The sequence below is a fragment of the Pseudomonas sp. BBP2017 genome (genome assembly GCF_003024385.1).
In the GTDB taxonomy this organism is placed as follows: domain Bacteria; phylum Pseudomonadota; class Gammaproteobacteria; order Pseudomonadales; family Pseudomonadaceae; genus Aquipseudomonas.
Genome location: NZ_PVZN01000026.1, coordinates 17,805 through 44,271 on the forward strand (window position 1 = coordinate 17,805; position 26,467 = coordinate 44,271).

A 26,467-nucleotide genomic window follows, 5' to 3' on the forward strand; every position below is an offset into this window, starting at 1 on the left:
CCGGCAGCCTAATAGTATTTGTCCGGGACGGCCATGCTCGGTGGCCATCCATTCTTTGATGAGCGTTTAGATGAAGTCACTGCGCTGCCTGTTGGTTATCGGCTGTTTCTGCTGGTCCTTGATCGCTTGGGCGGCCCCTGCAGGCACGCCGGCCGCGGTGGTTCTCGACCCTGCGCAACAACAATGGCTTGAGCAGCACCGCAGCCTGCGGGTCGGGCTGGTGTTGCAAGCGCCGTTTGCCCAGTTCGACCGGCGCCTGCAGCAGCTGTATGGGGTCAATGTCGAACTGATGAACTGGCTGGGCCGTGCGCTGGGGCTGGACCTGACCTGGCGTAACTTCCCGGATCAGGCCGCGCTGGAGCGGGCACTGGTGGCCGGCGAGGTCGACCTGGCTCCCGGCCTGAGCCAGACACCGGCCGGCCTGCGCTTGTGGTTGTTCAGCGATCCGTACATGCGTGTGCCGCAGTTGATCGTTGGACCGCGCAGTGGAGCGGTGGCGGTGGACCTTGAAAAGCTCAGCGACAATGAACGGGTGGCGGTGCGCATGCCCAGCACGGTGGCCGATTATCTGCGCGCCACCTACTCGAACCTCAATTTGCAAGGCGTTCCCCAGGAGCGTCAGGCGCTGCAACTGGTACTCAGCGAACAAGCCCGCTACGCCGTGGTGGATGAGGCGCAGTTGAGCCGGCTGTCGCGAGAAAGCGAGTTCAGTGACCTGGCTGTGGTCGGCGATATCGGCCTGCCGCAACTGCTGCGCGTTGCCTCGCGACGTGACTGGCCACAGTTGGCGGAGATTCTTGAGCGCGGCCTGCAGGCCATCCCGGCCAAGGACCTGGAACAATTGCACCAGCGCTGGCTGGAACCCAAGTACCCACGCTTGAGCGAGTCGCCGGGTTTCTGGCAGAACCTGGGGTTACTGCTTGCTGCTCTGTTGTTCAGCTGCATGGCCATCGTGGTGTGGCAGCGGCGCCAACTGCATCAGCTGGAGCACAACCTGCTGACGGCGCGGGAGACTATCAATCAACGCCAGGCACGGGAAGAGGCCTTGCGCTTGAGTCAGTTCTCCATCGACCAGAGCACGGTGGGCATTCTCTGGGTCAACTGGGATAGCCATGTGCGTTATGCCAACCGCGCCGCCGAAAGCATGCTCGGCTATGCCGAGGGCACGGTGGTCGACCGGCCACTGATCGACTTCGAGCCTGGCCTGCATATGGACCGCTGGCTTGAGCTGTGGAAAGGCGCGCGGGCCAGCAACGATGTTGCCCTGCACTTCGAAACCCAATGCCTGCGTGCCGATGGCAGCCTGCTGCCGGTGGATGTGTCGCTGAGCTTTTTGCGCTTTCGCGATGCCGAGTATCTGGTGGTGTTTCTCACCGACGTGACCGAACGGCGCCGGGCCCTGGCCGCCTTGCGCGAAAGCGAGGCCAGGCTCAAGGGTATTGCCGGCAACGTTCCGGGACTGGTGTTCCGGCTTGAACGCAACCCGGCTGAAGGCGAGCTGGAGTTCCCCTACATCAGTGAAGGCAGCGAGGCCCTGGTCGGTTATACCCCGGCAGCCTTGCAGCACCCGGACATGGGCTTGCGCAACCTGGTTCACCCGGACGACCGGGCCGATTACCACAAAGTCCAGGACCTGGCCCTGGCCACTGACCAGGACTGGTCCTGGCAGGGCCGCATCCTGACCCGCGAGGGTGAACAACGCTGGGCTGATATCAAGGCCAGTACCCGCAGCCTTGGCGATGGCCGCGTGGTCTGGGACGGCGTGGTCTGGGACATTACCCAGAGCAAGCGGGTCGAGCTGGAACTGGCCCGCTCCCAGGAGCAACTGCGCGATCTATCGGCTCACCTGGAAAGCGTTCGTGAAGAAGAGAAAGCCCGTATCGCCCGGGAAGTGCATGACGAACTGGGGCAGATGCTGACGGTGCTCAAGCTGGAAACCTCCATGTGTGAGCTGGCCTACGCCGACCTTGATCCCGGCCTCAACGAGCGCCTGGCCAGCATGAAACGCCTGATTGCCCAGCTGTTCCAGTTGGTTCGAGATGTCGCCACCGCGTTACGACCGCCGATTCTGGATGCTGGTATCGCCTCGGCGATCGAGTGGCAGGCACGGCGTTTCGAGGCGCGCACGCAGATTCCATGTCTGGTCCAGGTCCCGGAAAACCTGCCGCCGTTGAGCGATGCCAAGGCCATTGGCCTGTTCCGCATCCTGCAAGAGGCGCTGACCAATGTCATGCGTCACGCTCAGGCGCATACTGTGCAGATCAGCTTGAGCCTGGACGGTCGTACCTTGCGCTTGACGGTTATCGACGATGGCATCGGCTTTGCGCTGGATGAGAGTCGCCCGACATCTTTCGGTCTGGTCGGGATGCGAGAACGGGTACTGATGTTGGGCGGACAAATGACCCTGGAGAGCGAGCCGGGCGAGGGCACCAGCCTGAGCGTGGCAATTCCCCTGAAATAGGAGCGGTATTGTGATTCGAGTTCTGGTTGCCGAAGACCACACCATCGTCCGCGAAGGTATCAAGCAGCTGATTGGCCTGGCTAAAGACATGCAGGTGGCCGGGGAGGCCGCTAACGGCGAGCAATTGCTTGAGGCTTTGCGCCATACCGACTGCGAAGTTGTGTTGCTGGATATCTCCATGCCCGGGGTCAATGGCCTTGAGGCGATTCCGCGGATTCGCGCTTTGAGCAACCCGCCTGCGATCCTGGTGTTGTCGATGCATGACGAGGCGCAGATGGCCGCGCGGGCGCTGAAGGTCGGCGCGGCTGGCTACGCGACCAAAGACAGTGACCCGGCCTTGCTGCTGACGGCCATTCGGCGGGTGGCCGGCGGTGGTCGTTATATTGATCCGGAGCTGGCTGACCGGATGGTCTTCGAGGTTGGATTGACGGATGCCCGGCCGTTGCATTCGCTACTGTCGGAGCGCGAGTTTTCGGTGTTCGAGCGCCTGGCTCAGGGCGCCAACGTCAACGACATCGCCCAGCAGCTGGCATTGAGCAACAAGACCATCAGCACCCACAAGGCGCGCCTGATGCAGAAGCTCAATGTGAACTCGCTGGCGGAGTTGGTGAAGTACGCCATGGAGCACAAGTTGCTCTGAGTGTTCCATTTACGACATGGGAAGGGGCCTATCGCGGGGCAAGCCCACTCCTACAGGAAGCAGACTCTGTGGGAGCGGGCTTGCCCCGCGATAGCGCCTGACCTGCCGATCACCTATCCAAAAACGCCATCCTTGTAGGGCAATCCCTACCTCAAGCCTTCCATCCAGCTGATACCAATCTCTCTCCACCCCCGATTTGCGCCGACTCGCGCCTTCACTAGGCTGTCAACACGGCAGTCATCCAACAAGAAGGTACGGGTATGAGTGAGGTGAATTCGAGCGCTGCAGCCGGCGAAGTGCTGGTCAGCTTCCGCGGTGTGCAGAAGAGCTATGACGGCGAGTCGCTGATCGTCAAAGACCTCAATCTGGATATTCGCAAAGGCGAATTCCTGACCTTGCTCGGCCCATCCGGCTCAGGCAAGACCACCAGCCTGATGATGCTGGCAGGCTTCGAGACCCCGACCGCCGGCGAAATCCAGCTGGCCGGGCGCTCGATCAACAACGTGCCGCCGCACAAGCGCGACATCGGCATGGTGTTCCAGAACTATGCGCTGTTTCCGCACATGACTGTGGCCGAGAACCTGGCCTTCCCCCTGAGTGTGCGCAACCTGAGCAAGACCGACATCAGCGAGCGGGTCAAGCGCGTGCTCAACATGGTCCAGCTCGATGCGTTCGCCAAGCGCTACCCCGGTCAGTTGTCCGGTGGCCAGCAGCAGCGGGTGGCCCTGGCGCGAGCACTGGTGTTCGAGCCGCAGCTGGTGCTGATGGATGAACCGCTCGGCGCCCTCGACAAGCAGCTGCGTGAACACATGCAGATGGAAATCAAGCACCTGCACAAGCGTCTGGGCGTCACCGTGGTGTATGTCACCCATGACCAGGGCGAAGCGCTGACCATGTCTGATCGGGTCGCTGTATTCCATCAGGGCGAGATCCAGCAAATTGCCGACCCGCGCACCCTCTATGAAGAGCCTAAGAACACCTTCGTCGCCAACTTCATCGGTGAGAACAACCGCATCAATGGCCGCCTGATCAGTCAGGACGGCGAGCGTTGCCTGGTGCAGCTGGCCCGCGGCGAGAAGGTCGAGGCATTGGCGGTCAATGTTGGCCAGAGCGGTGAGCCGGTCACCCTGTCGATCCGCCCTGAGCGTGTGCGCCTGAACGGTCACAGCGAGAGCTGCGTTAACCGCTTCTCCGGGCGGGTGGCCGAATTCATCTATCTGGGCGACCACGTACGGGTTCGCCTGGAAGTGTGCGGCAAGGCCGATTTCTTCGTGAAGCAGCCGATTGCCGAACTCGACCCGGCCTTGGCCGTGGGCGATGTGGTACCGCTTGGCTGGGAAGTGGAGCACGCCCGCGCGCTCGATCCGATCCTGGAAGCCAATTGAAGGTTTGCTTCACCAACCCTGTACTGTGGAGAGAATAATAATGCTAAAGCACTTGAAGTTGACCGCTCTGACGCTGGGGCTGTTTGCGGCGGGCCAGGCCATGGCGGCGGCCGATCTGACCGTGATCTCTTTCGGCGGCGCCAACAAGGCCGCCCAGGTCAAAGCGTTCTACGAGCCATGGGAAAAGGCCGGCAATGGCAAGATCGTGGCGGGCGAATACAACGGCGAAATGGCCAAGGTCAAAGCCATGGTCGACACCAAGAGCGTGTCCTGGAACCTGGTCGAAGTAGAGTCGCCGGAACTGGCTCGTGGTTGTGATGAGGGCATGTTCGAGGAGCTCGACCCTGCGCTGTTCGGCGACGAGGCCGACTATGTGCCTGGTGCTATCCAGCCTTGCGGCGTGGGCTTCTTCGTATGGTCCACAGTGATGGCGTACAACGCCGACAAACTGAAAACCGCGCCGACCAGCTGGGCCGATTTCTGGGACACCAAGCAGTTCCCGGGCAAGCGCGGCCTGCGCAAGGGCGCCAAGTACACCCTGGAATTCGCCCTGATGGCCGACGGTGTCGCGCCTAAAGATGTCTACAAGGTGCTCGGCACCAAGGAAGGCCAGGATCGCGCCTTCAAGAAACTCGACGAACTCAAGCCAAGCATCCAGTGGTGGGAAGCCGGTGCTCAGCCGCCACAGTACCTGGCCTCGGGTGACGTGGTCATGAGCTCGGCCTACAACGGCCGGATCGCTGCAGTACAGAAAGAAAGCAACCTGAAGGTGGTATGGAACGGCGGTATCTACGATTTCGACGCCTGGGCCATTCCGAAGGGCGCGAAGAATGCCGAAGAAGCCAAGAAGTTCATCGCCTACTCGGTCAAGCCTGAACAACAGAAGATCTACTCGGAAAACATCGCTTATGGCCCTGCCAATTCCAAAGCGGTGAGCCTGCTCTCCGACGAGATCAAGAAAGACATGCCGACCACCCCGGAAAACATTGCCAACCAGGTGCAGATCGACGTCGCCTTCTGGGCCGACAACAGCGAGCAACTGGAGCAACGCTTCAACGCCTGGGCTGCCAAGTAAGGTCGGCTGATGGAGCGTCGGCACGTCGCCGACGCTTCCTGTTCTCAAGATTTCGGAGTTCGCTATGGCCATCGCAGTGCCCCTGAATGAAGGCGCCGGTTCCACACTCAAGCAGCGTCTGGCGCGTGCCGAGCGGGTCAACCGCTGGAAGGCGCAAGCCCTGATCGCGCCGCTGGCGCTGTTCCTGCTGCTGGTTTTCCTGGTGCCGATTGCCGCGCTGCTCTACAAGAGTGTCGGTAACCCGGAAGTTGTCACAGGCTTGCCGCAGACTGTTGCGGTGGTCACGCAGTGGGATGGTAAGGGCCTGCCGGATGAGTCGGTGTACAAGGCACTGAGCGCAGACCTCGGCCAGGCGCGCAAGAACCAGACTCTGGGCGACACCTCCAAACGTCTGAACATGGAGCTGGCCGGCTATCGCAGCCTGCTGGCGAAAACCGCCCGAGCCTTGCCGTTCAAGACCGAGCCGGCTTCTTATAAAGAAGCCCTGCAAGAGCTGGACGAGCGCTGGGGCGATCCAGCCTACTGGCAGGCGATCCGCCGTAACACCAGTAGCGTCACACCGTTCTACCTGTTGGCGGCGCTGGACCATCGCATCGATGACCTCGGCGAGCTGGCCAAGGCTACCCCGGACCAGTCGATCTACCTGGACATCTTCACCCGTACCCTGTGGATGGGCTTTGTCATCACCGCCATTTGCCTGGTGCTGGCCTATCCGCTGGCCTATTTGCTGGCCAACCTGCCAACCCGGCAGAGCAACCTGTTGATGATTCTGGTACTGCTGCCGTTCTGGACCTCAATCCTGGTGCGGGTTGCCGCCTGGATCGTGCTGTTGCAATCGGGCGGTTTGATCAACAGTGCGCTGATGGCCGTGGGCATCATCGACAAGCCGCTGGAGCTGGTATTCAACCGCACCGGTGTGTACATCTCCATGGTCCACATTCTGCTGCCGTTCATGATCCTGCCGATCTATAGCGTGATGAAGGGCATCTCACCCACCTACATGCGTGCGGCCATCTCCCTGGGCTGCCATCCGTTCACCAGCTTCTGGCGGGTGTACTTCCCACAGACCTACGCAGGTGTAGGCGCGGGCTGTCTGCTGGTGTTCATCCTGGCCATCGGCTACTACATCACCCCGGCGCTGCTCGGTAGCCCGAACGATCAGATGGTCAGCTACTTCGTGGCGTTCTATACCAACACCAGCATCAACTGGGGTATGGCGACTGCGCTGGGCGGCCTGCTGCTGCTCGCCACCGTCATTCTGTACCTGATCTATAGCTGGCTGGTCGGCGCCAGCCGCCTGCGTCTGAGCTGAGGAGCGTTGTCATGCTGAGCCCTTACATGTCGCCCGTCGAGCGGGTCTGGTTCTACAGTTTGCGCATCCTCTGCGGGCTGATCCTGTTGTTCCTGGTGTTGCCGGTACTGGTGATCATTCCATTGTCGTTCAACTCCGGCAGCTTCCTGGTCTATCCGCTGCAAGGCTTTTCATTGCAGTGGTATCACGACTTCTTCGCCTCGGCCGAGTGGATGCGGGCATTGAAGAACAGCATCATCGTCGCCCCGGCGGCAACTGTGCTGGCCATGGTGTTCGGTACCCTGGCTTCGATCGGCCTGACCCGCGGTGACTTCCCCGGCAAGGCGCTGATCATGGCCCTGGTGATTTCGCCGATGGTGGTGCCGGTGGTGATCATCGGTGTCGCCAGCTACCTGTTCTTCGCGCCGCTGGGCATGGGTAACAGCTTCATTTCGCTGATACTGGTGCATGCGGTGTTGGGGGTGCCGTTCGTCATCATCACTGTGTCGGCGACACTGCAGGGCTTTAACTACAATCTGGTGCGTGCGGCAGCCAGCCTGGGTGCTTCGCCGCTGACTGCCTTCCGCCGGGTGACCTTGCCGCTGATTGCCCCAGGGGTGATTTCCGGCGCTCTGTTTGCCTTTGCCACCTCGTTCGACGAGGTGGTGGTGACCCTGTTCCTCGCCGGTCCAGAGCAGGCGACCTTGCCTCGGCAGATGTTCAGCGGTATCCGCGAGAACCTCAGCCCGACCATCGCCGCGGCGGCAACCTTGCTGATCGCCTTTTCGGTGGTGCTGTTGCTGACCCTGGAGTGGTTGCGCGGGCGTAGCGAGAAACTGCGGACCCAGCAGCCGGGTTGAATTCATCGCGGGGCAAGCCCGCCCCCACAGGGATTTTGCTGGACCTGTGGGGCTTGCCCCGCGATTGCGACATCCGTCGAGCACTTTGATACCAGTCAGCCTCAGTTCGGTTCCCTGAGGTACAATGCGCGCCACCGTGATTCTGCCCTACAGGTGCGCCATGCAGCCCTACGCTATTGCCCCCTCGATTCTTTCTGCCGATTTCGCCCGCCTGGGCGAGGAGGTCGACAATGTGTTGGCCGCTGGTGCCGACATTGTTCACTTTGACGTAATGGACAACCACTACGTGCCGAACCTGACCATTGGCCCGATGGTCTGCACCGCACTGCGCAAGTACGGCATTACTGCGCCGATCGATGTGCACCTGATGGTCAGCCCGGTCGACCGCATCATCGGCGACTTCATCGAAGCAGGCGCCAGCTACATTACCTTCCATCCGGAAGCCACCCTGCACATCGATCGTTCACTACAGTTGATTCGTGACGGTGGTTGCAAGGCCGGCCTGGTGTTCAATCCGGCAACTCCGCTCGACACCCTCAAGTACGTGATGGACAAGGTCGACATGATCCTGCTGATGAGCGTCAACCCAGGCTTTGGCGGTCAGAAATTCATTCCCGGCACCCTCGACAAGCTGCGCGAAGCCCGTGCGCTGATCGATGCCAGCGGCCGTGATATTCGCCTGGAAATCGACGGTGGGGTGAACGTGAACAACATTCGCGAGATCGCTGCCGCCGGTGCCGATACCTTTGTGGCCGGTTCGGCGATCTTCAACACCCCGAACTACCAGGAAGTGATTGCCAAGATGCGTGCCGAACTGGCTTTGGCCCGCGCATGAGTGGCTTCGAGCAGCTGTTCCCCGGCGCACTGCCCAAACTGGTGATGTTTGATCTGGACGGTACCCTGATCGATTCGGTACCGGACCTGGCAGCGGCGGTGGATAACATGCTGCTCGAAATGGGGCGCAAGCCCGCAGGCCTTGAGGCGGTGCGCCACTGGGTCGGTAATGGTGCGCCGGTGCTGGTGCGCCGGGCTCTGGCCGGTGGCCTGGATCATGCCTGCGTCGATGAAGACGAGGCAGAGAGGGGCCTGGAGCTGTTCATGCAGGCCTATGCCGACAACCACCAGTTGACCGTGGTGTACCCCGGCGTGCGCGACACGCTCAAGTGGTTGCACAAACAGGGCGTGGAAATGGCCCTGATCACCAACAAGCCGGAGCGCTTTGTCGCGCCGTTGCTCGACCAGATGAAGATCGGTCGTTATTTCCGCTGGATCATCGGCGGCGACACCCTGCCGCAGAAAAAACCCGATCCGGCAGCATTGCTGTTCGTCATGAAAATGGCCAATGTCTCGGCTGAAGCCGCCTTGTTCGTCGGCGACTCGCGCAGCGATGTGCTGGCGGCCAAAGCAGCCGGGGTCAAGTGCGTCGGCTTGAGCTATGGCTACAATCACGGACGGCCGATCAGCGAAGAAGGCCCATGCCTGGTGATTGATGACCTGCGTGCGCTGTTGCCCGGTTGCTTAGATGCGGCCACTGGGATAACGTTGGCTGACGTTCATTCCCCCAAAGATCGAGATTCCATCGTGGCGGTTACCGGCAAACTCTGGATGAAAGTCATCAAGGCCCTGGCCCGTTGGCGTTGGCGCGCCTGACTGTTCGCTGCCGGCCGTTGCCGGCCCGTTTGCCTGTCTGACCCATTTGCTGCTTGCCACGAGGCTATCATGACCCGCGAAGAATTCCTGCGCCTGGCCGCTGCCGGCTACAACCGTATTCCCCTGGCCTGCGAGACGCTGGCCGACTTCGACACACCGCTGTCGATCTACCTGAAACTGGCCGATCAGCCCAACTCCTACCTGCTTGAGTCTGTGCAGGGCGGCGAGAAGTGGGGGCGTTACTCGATCATTGGTCTGCCGTGCCGCACCGTGCTGCGAGTGCATGACCATCAGGTGCGAATCACCCATGACGATGTCGAAATCGAACGTCACGACGTGGAAGATCCGCTGACCTTCGTCGAGTCCTTCAAAGCGCGTTACAACGTCCCGAGTATTGCCGGTTTGCCGCGTTTCAACGGCGGCCTGGTGGGCTACTTCGGCTATGACTGCGTGCGCTATGTCGAGAAGCGTCTTGGCAAGTGTCCAAACCCTGATCCGCTGGGCGTGCCGGATATACTGCTGATGGTGTCCGACGCTGTGGTGGTGTTCGATAACCTGGCGGGCAAGATGCACGCCATCGTACTGGTCGATCCGGCTCAGGAGCAGGCCTACGAAAACGGCCTGGCACGCCTGGAAGACCTGCTTGAACAACTGCGTCAGCCGATCACCCCGCGTCGTGGCCTGGAATTGGGTGGCCCGCAAGCCGCCGAGCCGGCCTTCCGCTCCAGTTTCACCCAGAGCGATTACGAGCGTGCGGTCGATACCATCAAGGAATACATCCTCGCCGGCGACTGCATGCAGGTAGTGCCGTCGCAGCGTATGTCGATCGACTTCAAGGCCGCGCCTATCGACCTGTACCGGGCGTTGCGTTGCTTTAACCCGACGCCGTACATGTACTTCTTCAACTTTGGCGATTTCCACGTGGTGGGCAGCTCGCCGGAGGTGCTGGTACGGGTCGAAGACAACCTGGTCACCGTACGCCCGATCGCCGGCACGCGTCCACGTGGCGCCAGCGAAGAGGCCGATCGTGCGCTGGAAGAAGATCTGCTGTCCGATGACAAGGAAATCGCCGAGCACCTGATGCTCATCGACCTGGGCCGCAACGACGCCGGTCGGGTGTCGGCGACCGGTACGGTCAAGGTCACCGAGAAGATGGTGATCGAGCGTTACTCCAACGTCATGCACATCGTTTCCAACGTCACCGGTGAGCTGAAAGAAGGCCTCAGCGCCATGGATGCGTTGCGCGCCATCCTGCCCGCCGGGACCTTGTCCGGGGCACCGAAGATCCGCGCGATGGAAATCATCGATGAGCTTGAGCCGGTCAAGCGCGGAGTCTACGGTGGTGCGGTCGGTTACTTTGCCTGGAACGGCAACATGGACACCGCCATCGCGATCCGTACAGCGGTCATCAAGGATGGCGAGCTGCATGTACAGGCCGGTGGCGGTATCGTCGCCGATTCGGTGCCTGCACTGGAATGGGAAGAAACCATCAACAAACGCCGGGCGATGTTCCGGGCGGTGGCGCTGGCCGAACAGACGCCACGCAGCTGATCGAAACCCACGGCGCCCGCAGCGCGCCGTCTTGCGCCTGTCCACTCGGCGAACTTGATTCTAGAGGTTGAACCCAGATGCTACTGATGATCGACAACTACGACTCCTTCACCTACAACGTCGTGCAGTACCTCGGCGAGCTGGGTGCAGAGGTCAAAGTCATTCGCAATGACGAACTGACCATCGCCCAGATCGAAGCGCTGAACCCCGAGCGCATTGTGGTTTCCCCTGGCCCGTGCACCCCGACCGAGGCCGGCGTTTCCATCGATGCCATTTTGCACTTTGCCGGCAAGCTGCCGATTCTCGGTGTCTGCCTGGGGCACCAGTCCATTGGCCAGGCCTTTGGCGGCGATGTCGTGCGTGCCCGCCAGGTAATGCACGGCAAGACCAGCCCGGTTTTGCACAAGGACCTGGGCGTATTCACTGGCTTGAACAACCCGCTGACCGTGACCCGCTACCACTCGCTGGTGGTCAAGCGTGAAACCTTGCCCGAGTGCCTGGAAGTGACGGCCTGGACTGCCCTTGAAGACGGTTCGGTCGACGAGATCATGGGCCTGCGGCACAAGACCCTGAATATAGAAGGGGTGCAGTTCCACCCCGAGTCGATTCTCACCGAGCAGGGCCACGAGCTGTTCGCCAACTTCCTCAAACAGACCGGCGGCCGCCGCTAAGGATCGATCATGGATATCAAGAGCGCGCTCAGCCGCATCGTCGGCCACCTGGACCTGAGCACCGAAGAAATGCGCGATGTGATGCGCGAGATCATGACCGGTCAGTGCAGTGAAGCGCAGATCGGTGCCTTCATGATGGGTATGCGCATGAAGAGCGAAAGCATCGACGAAATCGTCGGCGCAGTCTCGGTGATGCGCGAGTTGGCCGATAAGGTCGAGCTCAATACGCTTGATCAGGTAGTCGATGTGGTCGGCACGGGCGGTGATGGCGCAAACATCTTCAACGTTTCCACCGCTTCGGCCTTCGTTGTAGCCGCCGCCGGTTGCACCGTGGCCAAACACGGCAACCGTGCGGTCTCGGGCAAGAGCGGCAGTGCCGACCTGCTCGAAGCTGCCGGCATCTACCTGAACCTGACGCCCGTGCAGGTTGCCCGTTGCATCGACAGTGTCGGCATCGGCTTCATGTTTGCCCAGACGCATCACAAGGCCATGAAGTTTGCCGCCGCTCCGCGTCGCGACCTGGGGCTGCGTACACTGTTCAACATGCTCGGCCCGCTTACGAATCCGGCCGGTGTAAAGCACCAGGTGGTGGGTGTCTTCACTCAAGCCCTCTGCCGGCCATTGGCTGAAGTACTGCAGCGCCTGGGCAGCAAGCATGTGCTGGTGGTGCACTCCAAGGACGGGCTGGACGAGTTCAGCCTGGCGGCGCCGACCTTCGTTGCCGAGCTGAAAAATGACCAGATCACCGAGTACTGGGTCGAGCCCGAAGACCTCGGCATGAAGAGCCAGAGCCTGCATGGCCTGGCGGTCGAGAGTCCGGAAAAGTCTCTGGAATTGATCCGCGATGCCTTAGGAAGGCGCAAGACCGAGAATGGCCAGAAGGCTGCGGAAATGATCGTGCTCAATGCCGGTGCCGCACTGTATGCCGCTGACCATGCCATGAGTCTCAAGCAAGGTGTCGAGCTTGCCCACGACGCACTGCACACCGGCCTTGCCCGGGAAAAACTCGAAGAGCTGGGCGCTTTCACCGCCGTATTCAAGCTGGAGAATGAAGGATGAGTGTATCGACGGTTCTGGAAAACATTCTGGCGCGCAAGGTTCAGGAAGTTGCCGAGCGCAGTGCCCGAGTCAGCCTCGCCGAACTTGAGCGCCTGGCTGCCGCCGCCGATGCGCCACGCGGGTTTGCCAAGGCGCTGATCGAGCAGGCCAAGCGCAGGCAGCCGGCGGTTATTGCCGAGATCAAGAAGGCTTCGCCGAGCAAAGGTGTGATCCGCGAGAACTTCGTGCCGGCCGAGATCGCTGTCAGCTACGAGAAAGGTGGCGCGACCTGCCTGTCGGTACTCACCGACGTCGATTATTTCCAGGGCGCCGATATCTACCTGCAGCAAGCTCGCGCGGCGTGCAAGCTGCCGGTGATCCGCAAGGACTTCATGATCGATCCATATCAGATCGTTGAAGCGCGCGCGTTGGGCGCCGACTGTGTGCTGTTGATCGTTTCGGCGCTGGATGATGTGAAGATGGCCGAGTTGGCTGCCACAGCGAAAAGCGTCGGCCTGGATGTGCTGGTTGAAGTGCACGACGGCGATGAGCTGGAGCGGGCGCTGAAAACCCTCGACACCCCGCTGGTCGGCGTCAACAACCGCAACCTGCATACCTTCGAGGTCAGCCTGGAAACCACCCTCGACCTGTTGCCGCGGATTCCTCGCGACCGCCTGGCGATCACCGAGAGCGGTATTCTCAATCGCGCGGATGTCGAGTTGATGGAAATCAACGAGGTCTATTCGTTCCTGGTCGGTGAAGCCTTCATGCGCGCTGAGCACCCGGGGCTGGAGTTGCAGCGTCTGTTCTTCCCTGAGCGCACGGTGCAGAATCTGGTGCCAGGCCTGGACTGATTCGACGCTGAAGCCGGCATTGCCGGCTTTTTTGTACCTACAAGGTTTTCGCGATGACTGAGCAACTACTGGATGTGACTGTCGAGGCCGGCCTGCATGCCGAACAGGATCTGCTGGCGGCGGTGTGCAAGGGTGAAAAGGATTATGGCTTGTTGTTCTGGCGGCCGAGCGATCGGGCATTGGTCATGCCGCGACGCATGAGTCGCCTGGAGGGTTTCGAGGCGGCCTGTGCTGAGCTTGCGATTGCCGGCTGGCCGGTTTTGTTGCGAGAAACAGGCGGTGAACCGGTGCCGCAATCGCCAGCGGTGATCAACATTGCCCTTATCTATGTGGCACCGCGTAGCGAAGGCGATCATGGACGCATCGAAAACGCCTACGAACGTCTGTGCCTGCCTTTGTGTGATGTGTTGCGTGAGTGGGGCGGGCTGGCCTCGGTAGGCGAAATCGAAGGGGCGTTCTGTGACGGTCGCTACAACGTCAATCTCAATGGCCGCAAATTGGTGGGCACCGCCCAGCGCTGGCGCCAGGGCCTGGGTGGTAAGCGTCCGGTCGTGCTGGTTCACGGTGCGCTGCTGGTGGACAACGAGCGAGAATCGATGGTGGCGGCGGTCAACCGCTTCAACGAATGTTGCGAGCTGGAGCAGCGCTGTCTGGCCGACAGCCATATCGCCCTGCACGAGGTGGTGCCTAAGGCGCCTTTACTCGAGCGTCTTGGCCAGGCTTACGCTGAAGTGATCGAGCGTATCGCCAGCGACTAGCGGGTGCCGAAGACCACCATGGTCTTGCCTTTGACGTGTACCAGGCTGCGTTCCTCAAGATCCTTGAGAACGCGGCCGACCATCTCCCGTGAACAACCGACGATACGACCGATCTCCTGACGGGTGATCTTGATCTGCATGCCGTCGGGGTGGGTCATCGCATCCGGTTGCTTGCACAGTTCCAGCAAGCAGCGTGCAACGCGTCCGGTAACATCGAAAAATGCCAGGTCACCGACCTTACGCGTAGTGTTACGCAGGCGCTGGGCCATCTGGCTGCCCAAGGCATAGAGAATGTCAGGGTCCTGACGAGCCAGCTCGCGAAATTTCTCATAGCTGATTTCCGCGACTTCACATTCGCTCTTTGCCCGTACCCAGGCACTACGCTGCTGTTCCTGTCCAGCAGGTTCGAACAGGCCCAGCTCGCCAAAAAAATCACCGCTGTTGAGGTAGGCAATGATCATCTCATGACCATCGTCGTCCTCGATCAGGATCGTCACTGAGCCTTTGACGATGAATGACAGGCTATCGGCTTTATCACCGGCACACATGATATTGCTCTTGGCTGCAAATCGGCGCCGCTGGCAATGAGCAAGCAGCTTGTCGATGTTTTTGATCTTGGCTGGAAGGGCTGAGGCAACCATGGCTGAATCCCGGTAAGTGGCAACGCCTGTACACTTTTATAGGTAGTCTGGCGCAACGTGCCAGTGATTTGGCGTCAGCTTATCAGACACTTGTCGTTGTATCGGCAGATTTACTTGCACGCTTGAGCTTTTCCGTCAGCGCATCTGGGTCTAAGCTGGCAGCCTTTTTCAAGCAAGGGAGTCCGGATGATGAAGGCGCGTATCCAGTGGGCAGGTGAAGCCATGTTTCTCGGCGAATCGGGCAGTGGCCATGTCGTGGTCATGGACGGTCCACCCGAGGCCGGCGGGCGTAACCTGGGTGTACGGCCTATGGAAATGCTCTTGCTGGGCCTGGGTGGCTGCAGCAACTTCGACGTGGTCAGCATCCTGAAAAAATCCCGTCAGGCAGTGGAAAGCTGCGAAGCCTTCCTTGAAGCCGAACGCGCCAGCGAAGATCCGAAGGTGTTCACCAAGATTCACCTGAACTTCGTGGTCAAGGGCCGTGGGCTCAAGGACGTTCAAGTGAAGCGCGCAGTAGAGCTGTCGGCGGAAAAATATTGCTCGGCGTCGATCATGCTCGGGCGGGCTGGGGTTGAAATCACCCATAGCTATGAGGTTGTTGAGCTCGGCTGATCTACAGCCATCGCTCCTGCAGAAGAGTAACCCCACTGCAGGAGCGGGCCTTGCCCCGCGATCTGCTCTGCAGCAACCTCAGCGGCGCAGTCCTGGTAGCCACTTCTGCAGGCCACTGGGCAGTTGCGCTCGAAAGCGTGCACTCAAATCTTCGCGATGCTTCTGATAAAGCACACCCAGGCCGATCACGCCCAGGCCGATCAAGGTCAGTACCAGCGGGAACAGTAGGGAATCGGCAAACACTTCGTAGGACAGATACCCTAGATACGCTGCCACGCCCATGGCCCCGAAGACCATGAACATCGGTCTGCGCAACAATACCGCCAACCCCATCAGGCCGAGGTTGATCAGGCAGTACAGGGCTTTGCCCAGCTGGCTGTCGCTTTCCATCAGGCTCAACCCCAGCCAGAAGGCCAGAAGACCAGCAAGGTATCCCCAGAAGGCAAAGTCCTGGCGGGTGCGGCCATCGACCACCAGGAATATAGCCAGCACCACCAGGCCGAACCACAACGACACGGCAAGGCGCTGTTCCCAGTTGAAGGTATGGCCGTAGAACCATTCGCTCAGGTCCATGGACATGAACCACAGGGCCAAGGCGATCGGCATGACGATAAAAGGGAAGGGGATCACCCGCAGCATCAGCAAGCCGGCGACAACCGTTGCCGCTTCCATCAGCAGCCAGCCACCCTGCACATAGGTGTAGTAGTTGTGGTAGCCGGTCTGGGTGTCGTCAAGCGGCCAGAAACCGGTGAGCCGCTCCACTGCGAACACCGCCAGAGGCACAATACTGACGGCAACCGCGCCGAGCACACCGGCGGGGATGATCTGGCCGCGGCGTTGCATGAACAACCCGCCCAGGGTCAAAACGGCAATGTAGACCACGGCGATAAGCAGCAAAGCACTGTCGCCGATACGCATCCAGGCCTCGTTGAGCAGCCAGCCCATGGCGGCCATGATCAGCAGTGCGCCGAGGTAGAATGCTACATGAGCCAATTGGAAGCTGGCCTGCGTGCTCGGTTGGCGCTTGAGAAATTCAAGCAGGGCCTGATCCTGGCCCGGGTTCAGAACGCCTGCGCTTACCGCGCGGGCCAGGTCCTTGGCATCGAAGCGTTCCGTCATGGCATGTCCTAGATACGGTAGGTGCTTTTGGTCATGACCTTGGCCATCAGGCTCATGCCAAAACGTACTGGGGCAGGGAAGCGCAAGCCGCCAGCCTCCAGGGCCGATTCGGCGTGCTGTTCTTCGTCGACGCGCATCTGCTCAAGGATGGCCCGGGATTTTTCATCTTCACTCGGAATCTGCTCCAGGTGCTCGTCCAGGTGCTTGCACACCTGATGCTCGGTGGCGGCAACAAACCCCAGGCTGACCTTGTCGCTGACCAGGCCGGCCAGTGCACCGATGCCGAATGACATACCGTAGAACAGTGGGTTGAGTACGCTTGGGTGACTGCCGAGCTGGCGGATACGCTGTTCGCACCAGGCCAGGTGATCAATCTCTTCTTCGGCCGCGTGCTCCATAGCCTTGCGTACTTGTGGCAGCTTGGCGGTCAGGGCTTGGCCTTGGTATAGCGCTTGTGCGCAGACTTCACCGGTATGGTTGATACGCATCAGTCCGGCCACGTGGCGGGTCTGGGTGTCGTCCAGGGTCACATCCGGCTGGATGATGGCCGGCGACGGGCGGGAAGGTTGGCCGCTGAAGGGCAGCAAGGTGCGCATGGCGGTGTCGGCCTGCAGCAACAAGCGGTCGAGCGGCGAATAGTGACGTTCGGTAGCCATCGGGCACCTCCGCAAGAATGTGCCCGACAGTTTACCGCAATCGAGATGATCGGGCTTGCCCTGGATCAGCCCGGCGGCCAGTGCATCTGACGCTGACCCAGTACGTGCATGTGGATGTGGTAGACCGTCTGGCCGCCCAGTTCATTGCAGTTCATGACTACGCGGAACCCGTCTTCACAGCCCAGCTCCCTGGCCAGCCGCTGGGCAGTGAACAGGATGTGTCCAGCCAGGCCCTTGTCGTCTTCGGTCAGATCGTTGAGCGTGCGGATAGGCTTCTTCGGGATGACCAGAAAATGCACCGGCGCCTGTGGGGCGATATCGTGGAAGGCCAGAACCTGGTCGTCCTCGTAGATGATCTTGGCCGGGATTTCCCGGTTGATGATCTTGGTGAACAGAGTTTCCACTACGGTTGCTCCATGTGAGGGATCGGGCCTGAGTGTACTCAGGCTGGGTATCGACGCCCAGCCCCGCGCAGTCAGCGCGGGCAATAGGCTTGATTGATGGCACCCGCCAGCTTGCGGGTCATCCAGCGCGACAGCAGGCGCGGGCTGAATGCCAGCCAGCGGTTGTGCCGACCGGGAATGATCAGCGCACGGTTCTTGTCCAGGGCGCGGACGGTGTACAGGGCGACTTCCTCGGGGCTTAGGCAGTGTTGGCCCTTTTCCAGGCGCGGGATGCGTCGCAACGGCGAGCGGACCGGGCCCGGGCAGAGTACCGAAACCTTGATGCCGGTGCGTTTGAGCTCTTCGCGCAAACCTTCGGAAAAGCTCAGCACGTAGGCTTTGCTGGCCGCATAGCTGCTCATCCACGGTCCGGGAGCAAAGGCTGCAACAGACGCGACATTGAGAATTTGCCCGCCGCCCTGAACCGCCATGGCGTTACCCAGCGCATGGCAAAGTCGGGTCAGGGCGAGGATGTTCACTTCGATCAGGTCCTGCTCGTCGCCCCATTCCTGGGCCAGGAACGGTCCGTAGGAGCGAATGCCGGCGCAGTTGACCAGCAGGTCGATGTGGCGCTCGCTTTCCTCAAGTTCCAGCAGGAAACCGGACAGGCGCAGTGGTTCGCCCAGATCGCAGGCGCGAAACAGCACTTCGACGCCAAAACGCTGGGTCAGCTCGATGGCGATGCTTTCCAGTGGGTCACGCTGGCGGGCCACCAGGATCAGATTGCGTCCCCGACGTGCCAGCGCCTCGGCCAGTGCCAGGCCCAGGCCACTGGAGGCACCAGTGATCATGGCGTAACGGGTCATGCAGTTCTCCAATCGGAAAGGGCGGCTAAAGCCCCCAGTTTACAGGTACGGTAGCCCGAGCGCTGCAGGCGGGCCCTAGATTCCGGTTTAGAGCGCGGCGATACCGATAAAGCTCAGGATCAGTAGCGGCCATAGGCAGGCCAGAATCCCCTCGAGGGTACTGTTGGGCATTGGTACTGGGCCAAAGCGGTTGTCTGCGCGACTACCTGGCATCAGTACCAAGATCAAGACAAAGACCAAGCCTATCCAGGGTATCAATCCCAGCCAGCAAAACCAGCCGCTCCAGTTCAGGTCGTGAAGGCGCTGGATGACAGGTAGCATGGTCAGGATCTGGACGATGAGCAAACCAGCGATGACCAGTCGGCCGACCAGAATCGACGGCATTGCGCTGTACACCCCGCTCAGTACAACCAGGCCACTGATCGTTGCTACAGCCAGCGCCAGACTCCAGGCCAGCAGGCGCACTCGGCCTATTCGCCCCTTCGTGCTCATGAACTTTGGCTTGCTCGAGTCTGCAGAGACCAAGGTGGTATTCATACGGGCTTCCTTTGCCTTCGTAATTCATCGGTCAACCCGGCCAGTGCTGGCTCAGGGCTTTGGCCGAGGCTTGTGCCTGGCGATATTCAGTGTCAAGACAGTTAATCAGTTGCTCGACAGCGCACAGCTTGTCGATGGCGCCGACGCCTTGCCCTGCCGACCATACGGTCTTCCAGGCCTTGGCCTCATCACTAATGGGTTTGAGTTTGGTTTCGGTGTGGCTGCGCAGGGCGGTCATGTCGAAACCGGCGTTTTCCAGGCTCTGGCGCATGAAGCTGGCAGGCACCCCGGAAACCGCAGCGGTGTGGATGATATCGGCAGCCTTGGCCTCTAGCATCATTTCTTTGTAAGGGCCTGGGGCTTGGCTTTCGTGGGTGGCGATAAATCGGGTGCCCAGGTAGGCCAAGTCTGCGCCGAGAAGCTGTGCGGCGAGAATTTCATGGCCGCGGTTGATGCAACCCGCCAGTAATAATGTCTTGTCGAAGAACTGGCGAATCTCGGCAATCAGCGCAAATGGGCTCCAGGTGCCGGCATGGCCGCCGGCGCCTGCCGCAACGGCGATCAAACCATCGACCCCTGCTTGAGCCGCTTTCTCGGCATGCCGTCGGGTGGTTACGTCATGGAACACCAGGCCGCCATAACTGTGCACGGCATCGACCAGCTCCTGCACCGCCCCAAGGCTGGTGATGACGATCGGTACCTTGTGTTCGACGCACAGTGCCAGATCTGCCTGCAGACGCGGATTGCTCTGGTGCACGATCAGGTTGACCGCGTAGGGCGCAGGTTTGTCCACAGCGGCCAGACCTGTCTCGATTTCCTCAAGCCAGGCTTTGAAGCCGCTACTGTCACGCTGGTTCAGCGCCGGGAAGCTGCCGACGATCCCGTTGGCGCAACAGGCCAAAACCAGTTGCGGGTTGGAGATCAGAAACATCGGTGCCGCAACCACCGGCAGACGCAAGCGTTGTTCGAGCAGGGCAGGCAATGACATGGCGGGCATCCCGAGGCTGAGTAAGGGTTTAGGTTAGAACGGTTTGACCACCACCAGAATGACCACGGCCAGCAGGATCAGCACCGGCACTTCGTTGAACCAGCGGTAGAACACATGGCTGCGGGTGTTTTCACCGCGGGCGAAGCGCTTGAGCTGGGCGCCGCACATATGGTGGTAGCCGATCAGCAGGATCACCAGGGTGAGCTTGGCGTGCATCCAGCCCTGATTGAGAAAGCCCGGGGTCAGGCTCATCAGCCAGATACCGAAGGCCAGAGTAGCAATCATCGACGGGAGCATGATGCCGCGATACAACTTGCGCTCCATGGTCACGAAGCGTTCCTGGCTGATACTGTCCTGGCTTTGTGCGTGGTAGACAAACAAGCGGGGCAGGTAGAACAGCCCGGCAAACCAGCAGACTACGCTGACGATATGCAGCGCTTTGATCCAGAGAAAAAGCATGGAGTTGAGTTCCTTCGGGGTTCACGGTCGTCAGATAGTAGTGGCTAGGCGCCTGGCGGGCCATCTCAACAGTTGTGGGTGTGTTTCAGGCCCCCTATTATCGTGGGCTTTCCTGTAGGTTCGTTGATAAGGGGCACGCGTTATGGTCAAGGTCGGTATCGTTGGCGGCACGGGTTACACCGGGGTCGAGCTGCTGCGTCTGTTGGCACAGCATCCACAGGCTGAGGTAGCGGTCATCACTTCACGCTCCGAAGCCGGCCTGGCGGTTGCCGATATGTACCCGAACCTGCGCGGCCATTACGACGGCCTGGCGTTCAGCGTGCCGGACGTGAAAACCCTGGCGGCCTGTGACGTGGTGTTCTTCGCTACCCCTCACGGTGTTGCCCATGCCCTGGCTGGCGAACTGTTGGCGGCAGGCACCAAGGTCATCGACCTGTCTGCTGACTTCCGTCTGCAGGATGCCGATGAGTGGGCCAAGTGGTACGGCCAGCCCCATGGCGCACCAGAGTTGCTCAAGGACGCGGTCTACGGCCTGCCAGAGGTTAACCGCGAACAGATTCGCCAGGCTCGCCTGATCGCCGTGCCGGGCTGCTACCCGACTGCCACCCAGTTGGGCTTCCTGCCACTGCTGGAGGCTGGAATCGCCGACACCTCGCGCTTGATTGCCGACTGTAAGTCGGGCGTTAGCGGTGCGGGTCGTGGCGCGTCTGTTGGTTCGCTGTTTTGCGAAGCTGGCGAAAGCATGAAAGCCTATGCGGTCAAAGGACACCGGCACCTGCCAGAGATTACCCAGGGCCTGCGCCGGGCAGCAGGAAGTGATGTCGGTCTGACCTTCGTTCCGCACCTGACGCCGATGATCCGTGGCATTCATTCCACCCTGTACGCAACGGTTGCTGACACCTCGGTTGACCTGCAGGCGCTGTTCGAAAAACGCTATGCCGATGAACCGTTCGTCGACGTGATGCCAGCCGGCAGCCACCCGGAAACCCGCAGCGTGCGCGGTGCCAACGTCTGCCGTATCGCCGTGCACCGGCCGCAGGGCGGTGACCTGGTTGTCGTGCTGTCAGTCATCGACAACCTGGTCAAGGGCGCGTCGGGCCAGGCGGTACAGAACCTCAACATCCTCTTCGGGCTGGATGAGCGCATGGGCCTTGCTCACGCGGGCCTGCTGCCCTAAACCTCAAGCGGCAGGATACAAGCTGCAAGTTAAAGCCGTGCGTGATCTGCTTATAGCTTGCAGCTAACCGCTTGCGGCTTTTGTATTCTTGACCGATTTTCTCGGAGAAGCGGATAATGCGCGTCATCACGCATTATGGCGGCATAGCGCCGGGAGATAGTCAGCATGAGCGTCGAATCCTTCACCCCTGTGGCATTGCAGTTCACTGAGGGTGCAGCGCACAAGGTGAAGACCCTGGTCGATGAAGAAGGCAATGATCGCCTGAAGTTGCGAGTGTTCGTGACCGGGGGCGGTTGCTCGGGTTTTCAATATGGTTTTACTTTTGATGAAGATGTCGCTGAAGACGACACCATCGTCGAGCGCGAAGGGGTGGCCCTGGTGGTCGATCCGATGAGCTTCCAGTACCTGGCAGGAGCCGAAGTGGATTACCAGGAAGGCCTGGAAGGCTCGCGCTTTGTCATCAAGAACCCGAACGCCAGCACCACCTGTGGTTGCGGCTCGTCGTTCTCGATCTGATCGCAGGGTAAGTTGCACCGCAAACGCCGCGCTAATGCGCGGCGTTTTGCTGTGTGCGGGTCAGGCAGGGTAAATCGCGCCAAGCACCCGCAGGCCGCGGGCACCCGTGACGCTAGGGCGGTTACCCGGGATGCCTTGCAGGCAGCAGTGGGCGAGCCAGGCAAAGGCCATGGCTTCGACCCAGTCCGGGTCAATGCCATGGGCTGCCGTGCTACTGACACGAGCGCGAGGTAGCAGAGCGGCCAGGCGGCTCATCAGTGTGCCGTTGTGGGCGCCACCACCACAGACCAGCAGTGCCTGGGTATTTCCCTGGGCGGTCTGCAAGGAGCTGACAATGCTGTGGGCGGTGAGCTCAAGCAGCGTTGCCTGGACATCGGCATCGGCAATCGCCGGCTGTGTGGCCAAGTGATGCATGAGCCAAGGCAGGTTGAATACTTCGCGGCCTGTACTTTTCGGGCCGGTACCGGCGAAGAACGGGTCGCTGAGCAGGCTGGCAAGCAGGCCGCTATGCACCTGGCCGCTGGCGGCCCAGGTGCCGTCGGCGTCGTAGCTGCGGCCTTGTTTCTGGTGAATCCAGGCATCAAGCAGCACGTTGCCCGGGCCACAATCGAAACCACTGACCGGCTTGTCCTGCTCGATCAGGCTGAGGTTGCTGAAACCGCCGACGTTGAGCACTGCCAGACGCTGTCCCTGGTGCTCGAACAGTGCCTCATGAAAGGCTGGGACCAGCGGCGCGCCCTGGCCACCAGCGGCAACATCGCGGCGCCGAAAATCACCGACCACACAGATACCGCTAAGCTCCGCGAGCAAAGCTGGATTGCCGATCTGCACGGTGAAACCGCGCGCCGGCTCATGGCGAATGGTCTGGCCATGGCTGCCAATGGCACGGATATCGGTCGGCTTGAGGTTTCTGGCGGCCAGCAGGTGTTCAATACCCTGAGCTGCCAGCGTGACCCACTGTGCTTCTGCCAACGCGGCGCGGGCGATCTCATCCGGGCCGCTGGCGCACAGGTCCAGCAAGTCCTGGCGCAGACTGGCGGGCATGGGGATGTAGTGGGTAGCGAGCAGGCGGGTGCTCTGCTCCTGTTCGATCAAGGCGATGTCCAGGCCGTCGAGGCTGGTCCCGGACATGACCCCCAGATAAAGAGCCATTGCTTAGCGCTTGTTGGAAGCGAGCATGGTGGCTTTTTCCTGGTTCATGCGCGCCACCAGTGGTTGGCTCTGCTGCAGGAAGCGTTGACGCTCGGCCTTGGCGATCGGATCGGCCATTGGCAGCTTTTGCCCCAGCGGATCGACGTGAACGCCATTGGCCTGGAACTCATAGTGCAGGTGCGGTCCGGTGGACAGGCCGGTGGTGCCGATGTAGCCGATGACCTGGCCCTGCTTGACGGTGCCGCCGGTTTTCACGCCCTTGGCGAAGCCCTGCATATGGCCGTATAGGGTCTGGTAGCGATTACCATGCTGGATGATTACGGTGTTGCCGTATCCGCCGCGACGTCCGGCGAGCAATACCTTGCCATCACCGGCAGCCTTGATCGGGGTGCCACGTGGTGCGGCGTAATCAACACCCTTGTGGGCGCGGATCTTGTTGAGGATCGGGTGCTTGCGACCGGCCGAGAAGCGCGAGCTGATGCGGGCGAAATCAACCGGGGTACGGATGAAGGCCTTGCGCATGCTGTTGCCGTCAGCGGTGTAGTAATTGGTATTACCCTGCTTGTTGGTGTAGCGAACCGCGGTGAAGGTCTTGCCGCGGTTGGTGAAGCGGGCAGAAAGGATGTTGCCGTTGCCAACCACCTTGCCGTCTATGACCTTTTGCTCGTACATCACATCAAATTCGTCGCCCTGGCGGATATCCTGGGCGAAATCGATGTCGTAGCCGAAGATCCGTGCCATATCCATGGTCAGATTGTGGGGCAGACCGGCGCGCTGGCCAGAGGCCGACAGCGAACTCTTGATCACGCCGTGGGCGTAGGCCGAGCGTACTACTGGTTTGCTGACTTCACGGTTGAAGGCGTAACCGTTTGCGCCTTTGGTCAGGCGAATGGTTTCCAGGTTGCTGACCTTGCTGTGCAGGCTGGCCAACTGACCGTCCTTGTCCAGCTCGATCTGCAGCACCTGGCCGCTCTTGAGCTGACTGAACTGTTTTGCCTGTTTGTTACTGGACAGTACCTCTTGCACGGCGCTCGCCGGCAGGCCGACCTTGGCGAACAGCGTCGACAGGGTGTCACCACGGCTCACGGTCACTTCGCGATGGCCAGGATCCTTGGCTGCAGCGGCAGGAGATGGCGCTGTAGCCGGCTCGACCTTGGCGGTCTCCTCGGTGGGCGCAGGACTGTTGTCGATCTGGGCAAACGGTGAGGCGGCGGATGCCTCTGCGTTCTGCGCCAGTGGTGCGTCCGGTTCTTGCTTGAGCTGCTCGGCAGGGCTCTCCAGCTCGAGGTTCAAGGTGGTTTTCTTGGCTTCTACCTCGCTGGATGGAAACACCAGCAAGGCCAGACTGAGTAAGGCGGCGATGCCGCTGGCGGCCAACAGATGGCTCTTCGGATAAAGCGGGGGCGCTTTAGGCGGTTCGTTGGTCATAGATGAATTGACTTTGAAATGGATGAATTGGAAAAGATGAATGACATGATGAAGATGAAATAACTGTATAAAATATAACCAAATCCCTTCTGGCGCAAGGGCGCAGACGTCATCAGTCGGCTACGGGGTCACATCCGGGGCAAAAACTTGTAATTGATGGCTGATCTTGTATGGTTGGGGCCCTTTGAATCTGAGCCTGCGGGTCTGTTATGAAGTCGGTTGAAGAGCAGCTAGCGCTGATCAAGCGTGGTGCGGAAGAGGTACTGGTAGAGTCCGAGTTGGTCGAGAAGCTCAAGCGCGGGCAGCCGCTGCGGATCAAGGCGGGTTTTGATCCGACCGCACCCGACCTGCACCTGGGGCATACCGTCCTTATTAACAAGCTGCGCCAGTTCCAGGATCTGGGGCATCAGGTGATATTCCTTATCGGCGACTTCACCGGCATGATTGGTGATCCGAGCGGCAAGAGCGCCACGCGTCCACCGCTGACCCGCGAGCAGGTCCTGGATAATGCCGAGACCTATAAACAGCAGGTGTTCAAGATTCTTGACCCGGCCAAGACCGAGGTCGCGTTCAACTCCACCTGGATGGACAAGCTGACACCGGCTGACTTCATTCGCCTGGCTTCGCAGTACACCGTGGCGCGCATGCTTGAGCGCGACGACTTTGACAAGCGCTACACCGCCAACCAGCCGATTGCCATTCACGAGTTCCTCTACCCGTTGGTGCAGGGCTATGACTCGGTAGCGCTCAAGGCAGATGTCGAGCTGGGTGGTACCGACCAGAAGTTCAATCTGCTGATGGGGCGTGAATTGCAGCGCTCCTACGGTCAGCAAGCGCAGTGCATCGTGACCATGCCGCTGCTTGAAGGTCTCGATGGCATCAAGAAGATGTCCAAGTCGCTGGGTAACTATGTCGGTATCCAGGAGGCGCCGGGCGTGATGTACAGCAAGCTGGTATCGATCCCTGACACGCTGATGTGGCGTTACTTCGAGCTGCTGAGCTTCCGCTCGATGGAAGAAATCGAGGCGTTCCGTGCGGATGTCGCTGCCGGTGCTAACCCGCGCGACATCAAGATCAAGCTGGCGCAAGAGATCGTTGCGCGTTTCCATGGCGAAGAAGCAGCGGCGAATGCGCACCGTGGTGCTGGTAACCGTATGAAGGATGGTGAGCTGCCGGAAGATCTGCCGGACGTCGAAGTGCTGGCGAGTGAGGAGATGCCAATCTCTGCTGTCCTTAATAAGGCGGGACTGGTGAAGAACTCGGCAGCCGCTCGCGATCTTCTTGCTGCTGGAAGTGTTCGGGTTGATGGCGAAGTGGTTGATCGTGGTTTCGTATTTGCCTTGGGCGCCACTCATGTTTGCCAGGCCGGTAAGAAAGCCTTTGCGCGTATTACTTTGAAGGCTGAGTAACGTATCTATATAGAGTGGGGCGCAGGTTGTTTTGCGGTACTTTGAAATTAACCCTTGACGCCCCGTTTAATCTCTCTATAATTCGCCCCACTTCCGGCGTAGTCGGAACGGAAAACTCCTTGAAATTCAACGAGTTAGATGTTCCAGGTAGTGTCGGAAGGGCTCGATCGAAAGATCGGCAGCGGTGAAAAAGGTGGTTGACAGCGGATTGAAACGCTGTAGAATTCGCCTCCCGCTGACGAGAGATCGCAGCGAGTTAAGCGCTTGAAGTTGAAAGAGAAATTCTGAAA

At 60.3% G+C, this 26,467-nt stretch carries 27 protein-coding genes; 17 read left to right on the forward strand and 10 right to left on the reverse strand.

Going from position 1 to position 26,467, the window contains the following annotated elements; genetic code table 11:
• Positions 1–70: 70 nt before the first annotated feature.
• The 13 genes from C6382_RS22515 to C6382_RS22575 all read left to right on the forward strand — a co-directional run bounded on the left by C6382_RS22515 (position 71) and on the right by C6382_RS22575 (position 14,234).
• The gene (locus tag C6382_RS22515) at positions 71–2,461 is read left to right on the forward strand and encodes a PAS domain S-box protein (RefSeq protein ID WP_107026523.1); all 2,391 of its coding nucleotides are present in this window, start codon (positions 71–73) and stop codon (positions 2,459–2,461) included.
• Between the two features lie 7 nt (positions 2,462–2,468).
• A complete protein-coding gene (locus C6382_RS22520; RefSeq protein ID WP_178082826.1) occupies positions 2,469–3,101 on the forward strand; it encodes a response regulator transcription factor in 633 nt (210 codons plus the stop codon).
• Between the two features lie 260 nt (positions 3,102–3,361).
• Positions 3,362–4,486, forward strand: coding sequence for an ABC transporter ATP-binding protein (locus tag C6382_RS22525; RefSeq protein WP_107026525.1), 1,125 nt, complete (start codon positions 3,362–3,364; stop codon positions 4,484–4,486).
• A gap of 40 nt (positions 4,487–4,526) precedes the next feature.
• Entirely contained in the window at positions 4,527–5,561 is a 1,035-nt protein-coding gene (locus tag C6382_RS22530) for an ABC transporter substrate-binding protein (RefSeq protein ID WP_107026526.1), read from the forward strand.
• 64 nt (positions 5,562–5,625) lie between these two features.
• Positions 5,626–6,873: an ABC transporter permease gene (locus C6382_RS22535; protein WP_107026527.1), complete on the forward strand. Its 1,248-nt coding sequence runs from the start codon at positions 5,626–5,628 to the stop codon at positions 6,871–6,873.
• An 11-nt stretch (positions 6,874–6,884) separates the two neighbouring features.
• Entirely contained in the window at positions 6,885–7,712 is an 828-nt protein-coding gene (locus C6382_RS22540; RefSeq protein WP_107026528.1) for an ABC transporter permease, read from the forward strand.
• A gap of 160 nt (positions 7,713–7,872) precedes the next feature.
• Entirely contained in the window at positions 7,873–8,547 is a 675-nt protein-coding gene (gene rpe / locus C6382_RS22545) for a ribulose-phosphate 3-epimerase (RefSeq protein ID WP_107026547.1), read from the forward strand.
• Positions 8,544–9,362, forward strand: a complete 819-nt coding sequence (locus C6382_RS22550; RefSeq protein WP_107026529.1) for a phosphoglycolate phosphatase — start codon at positions 8,544–8,546, stop codon at positions 9,360–9,362. The genes rpe and C6382_RS22550 overlap by 4 nt, the downstream gene beginning before the upstream one ends.
• Positions 9,363–9,431: 69 nt before the next feature.
• Positions 9,432–10,913 (forward strand): anthranilate synthase component I, encoded by a 1,482-nt coding sequence (gene trpE / locus C6382_RS22555; protein WP_107026530.1) that lies wholly within the window; start codon positions 9,432–9,434, stop codon positions 10,911–10,913.
• A 77-nt stretch (positions 10,914–10,990) separates the two neighbouring features.
• Positions 10,991–11,584, forward strand: a complete 594-nt coding sequence (locus tag C6382_RS22560) for an aminodeoxychorismate/anthranilate synthase component II (protein WP_107026531.1) — start codon at positions 10,991–10,993, stop codon at positions 11,582–11,584.
• 9 nt (positions 11,585–11,593) lie between these two features.
• Positions 11,594–12,643: an anthranilate phosphoribosyltransferase gene (gene trpD / locus C6382_RS22565; RefSeq protein WP_107026532.1), complete on the forward strand. Its 1,050-nt coding sequence runs from the start codon at positions 11,594–11,596 to the stop codon at positions 12,641–12,643.
• Entirely contained in the window at positions 12,640–13,476 is an 837-nt protein-coding gene (trpC, locus tag C6382_RS22570; RefSeq protein ID WP_107026533.1) for an indole-3-glycerol phosphate synthase TrpC, read from the forward strand. Before trpD ends, trpC begins: the two co-directional genes overlap by 4 nt.
• Before the next feature lie 53 nt (positions 13,477–13,529).
• Positions 13,530–14,234: a lipoate--protein ligase family protein gene (locus tag C6382_RS22575; protein ID WP_107026534.1), complete on the forward strand. Its 705-nt coding sequence runs from the start codon at positions 13,530–13,532 to the stop codon at positions 14,232–14,234.
• On the opposite strand, the gene crp is transcribed toward C6382_RS22575, so the two are convergent.
• Entirely contained in the window at positions 14,231–14,875 is a 645-nt protein-coding gene (gene crp / locus C6382_RS22580) for a cAMP-activated global transcriptional regulator CRP (RefSeq protein ID WP_107026535.1), read from the reverse strand. The genes C6382_RS22575 and crp overlap by 4 nt on opposite strands.
• Before the next feature lie 189 nt (positions 14,876–15,064).
• On the opposite strand from crp, the gene C6382_RS22585 reads away from it, so the two are divergent.
• Positions 15,065–15,487: an OsmC family protein gene (locus tag C6382_RS22585; RefSeq protein WP_107026548.1), complete on the forward strand. Its 423-nt coding sequence runs from the start codon at positions 15,065–15,067 to the stop codon at positions 15,485–15,487.
• A 78-nt stretch (positions 15,488–15,565) separates the two neighbouring features.
• Here the strand turns inward: C6382_RS22585 and C6382_RS22590 are convergent, their stop codons facing one another.
• The 7 genes from C6382_RS22590 to hemJ form a co-directional block, all read right to left on the reverse strand.
• The gene (locus tag C6382_RS22590) at positions 15,566–16,606 is read right to left on the reverse strand and encodes a DUF2157 domain-containing protein (RefSeq protein ID WP_107026536.1); all 1,041 of its coding nucleotides are present in this window, start codon (positions 16,604–16,606) and stop codon (positions 15,566–15,568) included.
• An 8-nt stretch (positions 16,607–16,614) separates the two neighbouring features.
• On the reverse strand, positions 16,615–17,262 hold the full coding sequence (coq7, locus tag C6382_RS22595) for a 2-polyprenyl-3-methyl-6-methoxy-1,4-benzoquinone monooxygenase (protein WP_107026537.1): 648 nt from the start codon (positions 17,260–17,262) through the stop codon (positions 16,615–16,617).
• Positions 17,263–17,327: 65 nt separating this feature from the next.
• Complete coding sequence (locus tag C6382_RS22600; protein WP_107026538.1) at positions 17,328–17,666, reverse strand: histidine triad nucleotide-binding protein; 339 nt, start codon at positions 17,664–17,666, stop codon at positions 17,328–17,330.
• Between the two features lie 71 nt (positions 17,667–17,737).
• Positions 17,738–18,511 carry an SDR family oxidoreductase gene (locus tag C6382_RS22605; protein WP_107026539.1) on the reverse strand — a complete coding sequence of 258 codons (774 nt, stop codon included), beginning with the start codon at positions 18,509–18,511 and terminating at the stop codon, positions 17,738–17,740.
• A gap of 87 nt (positions 18,512–18,598) precedes the next feature.
• Positions 18,599–19,048 carry a DUF805 domain-containing protein gene (locus tag C6382_RS22610; RefSeq protein WP_107026540.1) on the reverse strand — a complete coding sequence of 150 codons (450 nt, stop codon included), beginning with the start codon at positions 19,046–19,048 and terminating at the stop codon, positions 18,599–18,601.
• 31 nt (positions 19,049–19,079) lie between these two features.
• Complete coding sequence (locus C6382_RS22615) at positions 19,080–20,036, reverse strand: nitronate monooxygenase family protein (protein ID WP_107026541.1); 957 nt, start codon at positions 20,034–20,036, stop codon at positions 19,080–19,082.
• 33 nt (positions 20,037–20,069) lie between these two features.
• Positions 20,070–20,495 carry a protoporphyrinogen oxidase HemJ gene (gene hemJ / locus C6382_RS22620; protein WP_107026542.1) on the reverse strand — a complete coding sequence of 142 codons (426 nt, stop codon included), beginning with the start codon at positions 20,493–20,495 and terminating at the stop codon, positions 20,070–20,072.
• A 142-nt stretch (positions 20,496–20,637) separates the two neighbouring features.
• Here hemJ and argC point away from each other — a divergent pair, with 142 nt between their 5' ends.
• Together argC and erpA are read left to right on the forward strand one after the other, a co-directional pair.
• On the forward strand, positions 20,638–21,672 hold the full coding sequence (argC, locus tag C6382_RS22625; RefSeq protein ID WP_107026543.1) for an N-acetyl-gamma-glutamyl-phosphate reductase: 1,035 nt from the start codon (positions 20,638–20,640) through the stop codon (positions 21,670–21,672).
• Between the two features lie 165 nt (positions 21,673–21,837).
• Positions 21,838–22,188 (forward strand): iron-sulfur cluster insertion protein ErpA, encoded by a 351-nt coding sequence (gene erpA, locus C6382_RS22630; protein ID WP_028942121.1) that lies wholly within the window; start codon positions 21,838–21,840, stop codon positions 22,186–22,188.
• Between the two features lie 60 nt (positions 22,189–22,248).
• On the opposite strand, the gene C6382_RS22635 is transcribed toward erpA, so the two are convergent.
• A complete protein-coding gene (locus C6382_RS22635; protein ID WP_107026544.1) occupies positions 22,249–23,340 on the reverse strand; it encodes an anhydro-N-acetylmuramic acid kinase in 1,092 nt (363 codons plus the stop codon).
• A gap of 3 nt (positions 23,341–23,343) precedes the next feature.
• Positions 23,344–24,768, reverse strand: coding sequence for a peptidoglycan DD-metalloendopeptidase family protein (locus C6382_RS22640; protein ID WP_107026545.1), 1,425 nt, complete (start codon positions 24,766–24,768; stop codon positions 23,344–23,346).
• A gap of 209 nt (positions 24,769–24,977) precedes the next feature.
• Between C6382_RS22640 and tyrS the strand changes: the two genes are divergently transcribed.
• Positions 24,978–26,177 (forward strand): tyrosine--tRNA ligase, encoded by a 1,200-nt coding sequence (tyrS, locus tag C6382_RS22650; protein WP_107026546.1) that lies wholly within the window; start codon positions 24,978–24,980, stop codon positions 26,175–26,177.
• Positions 26,178–26,467: the final 290 nt, after the last annotated feature.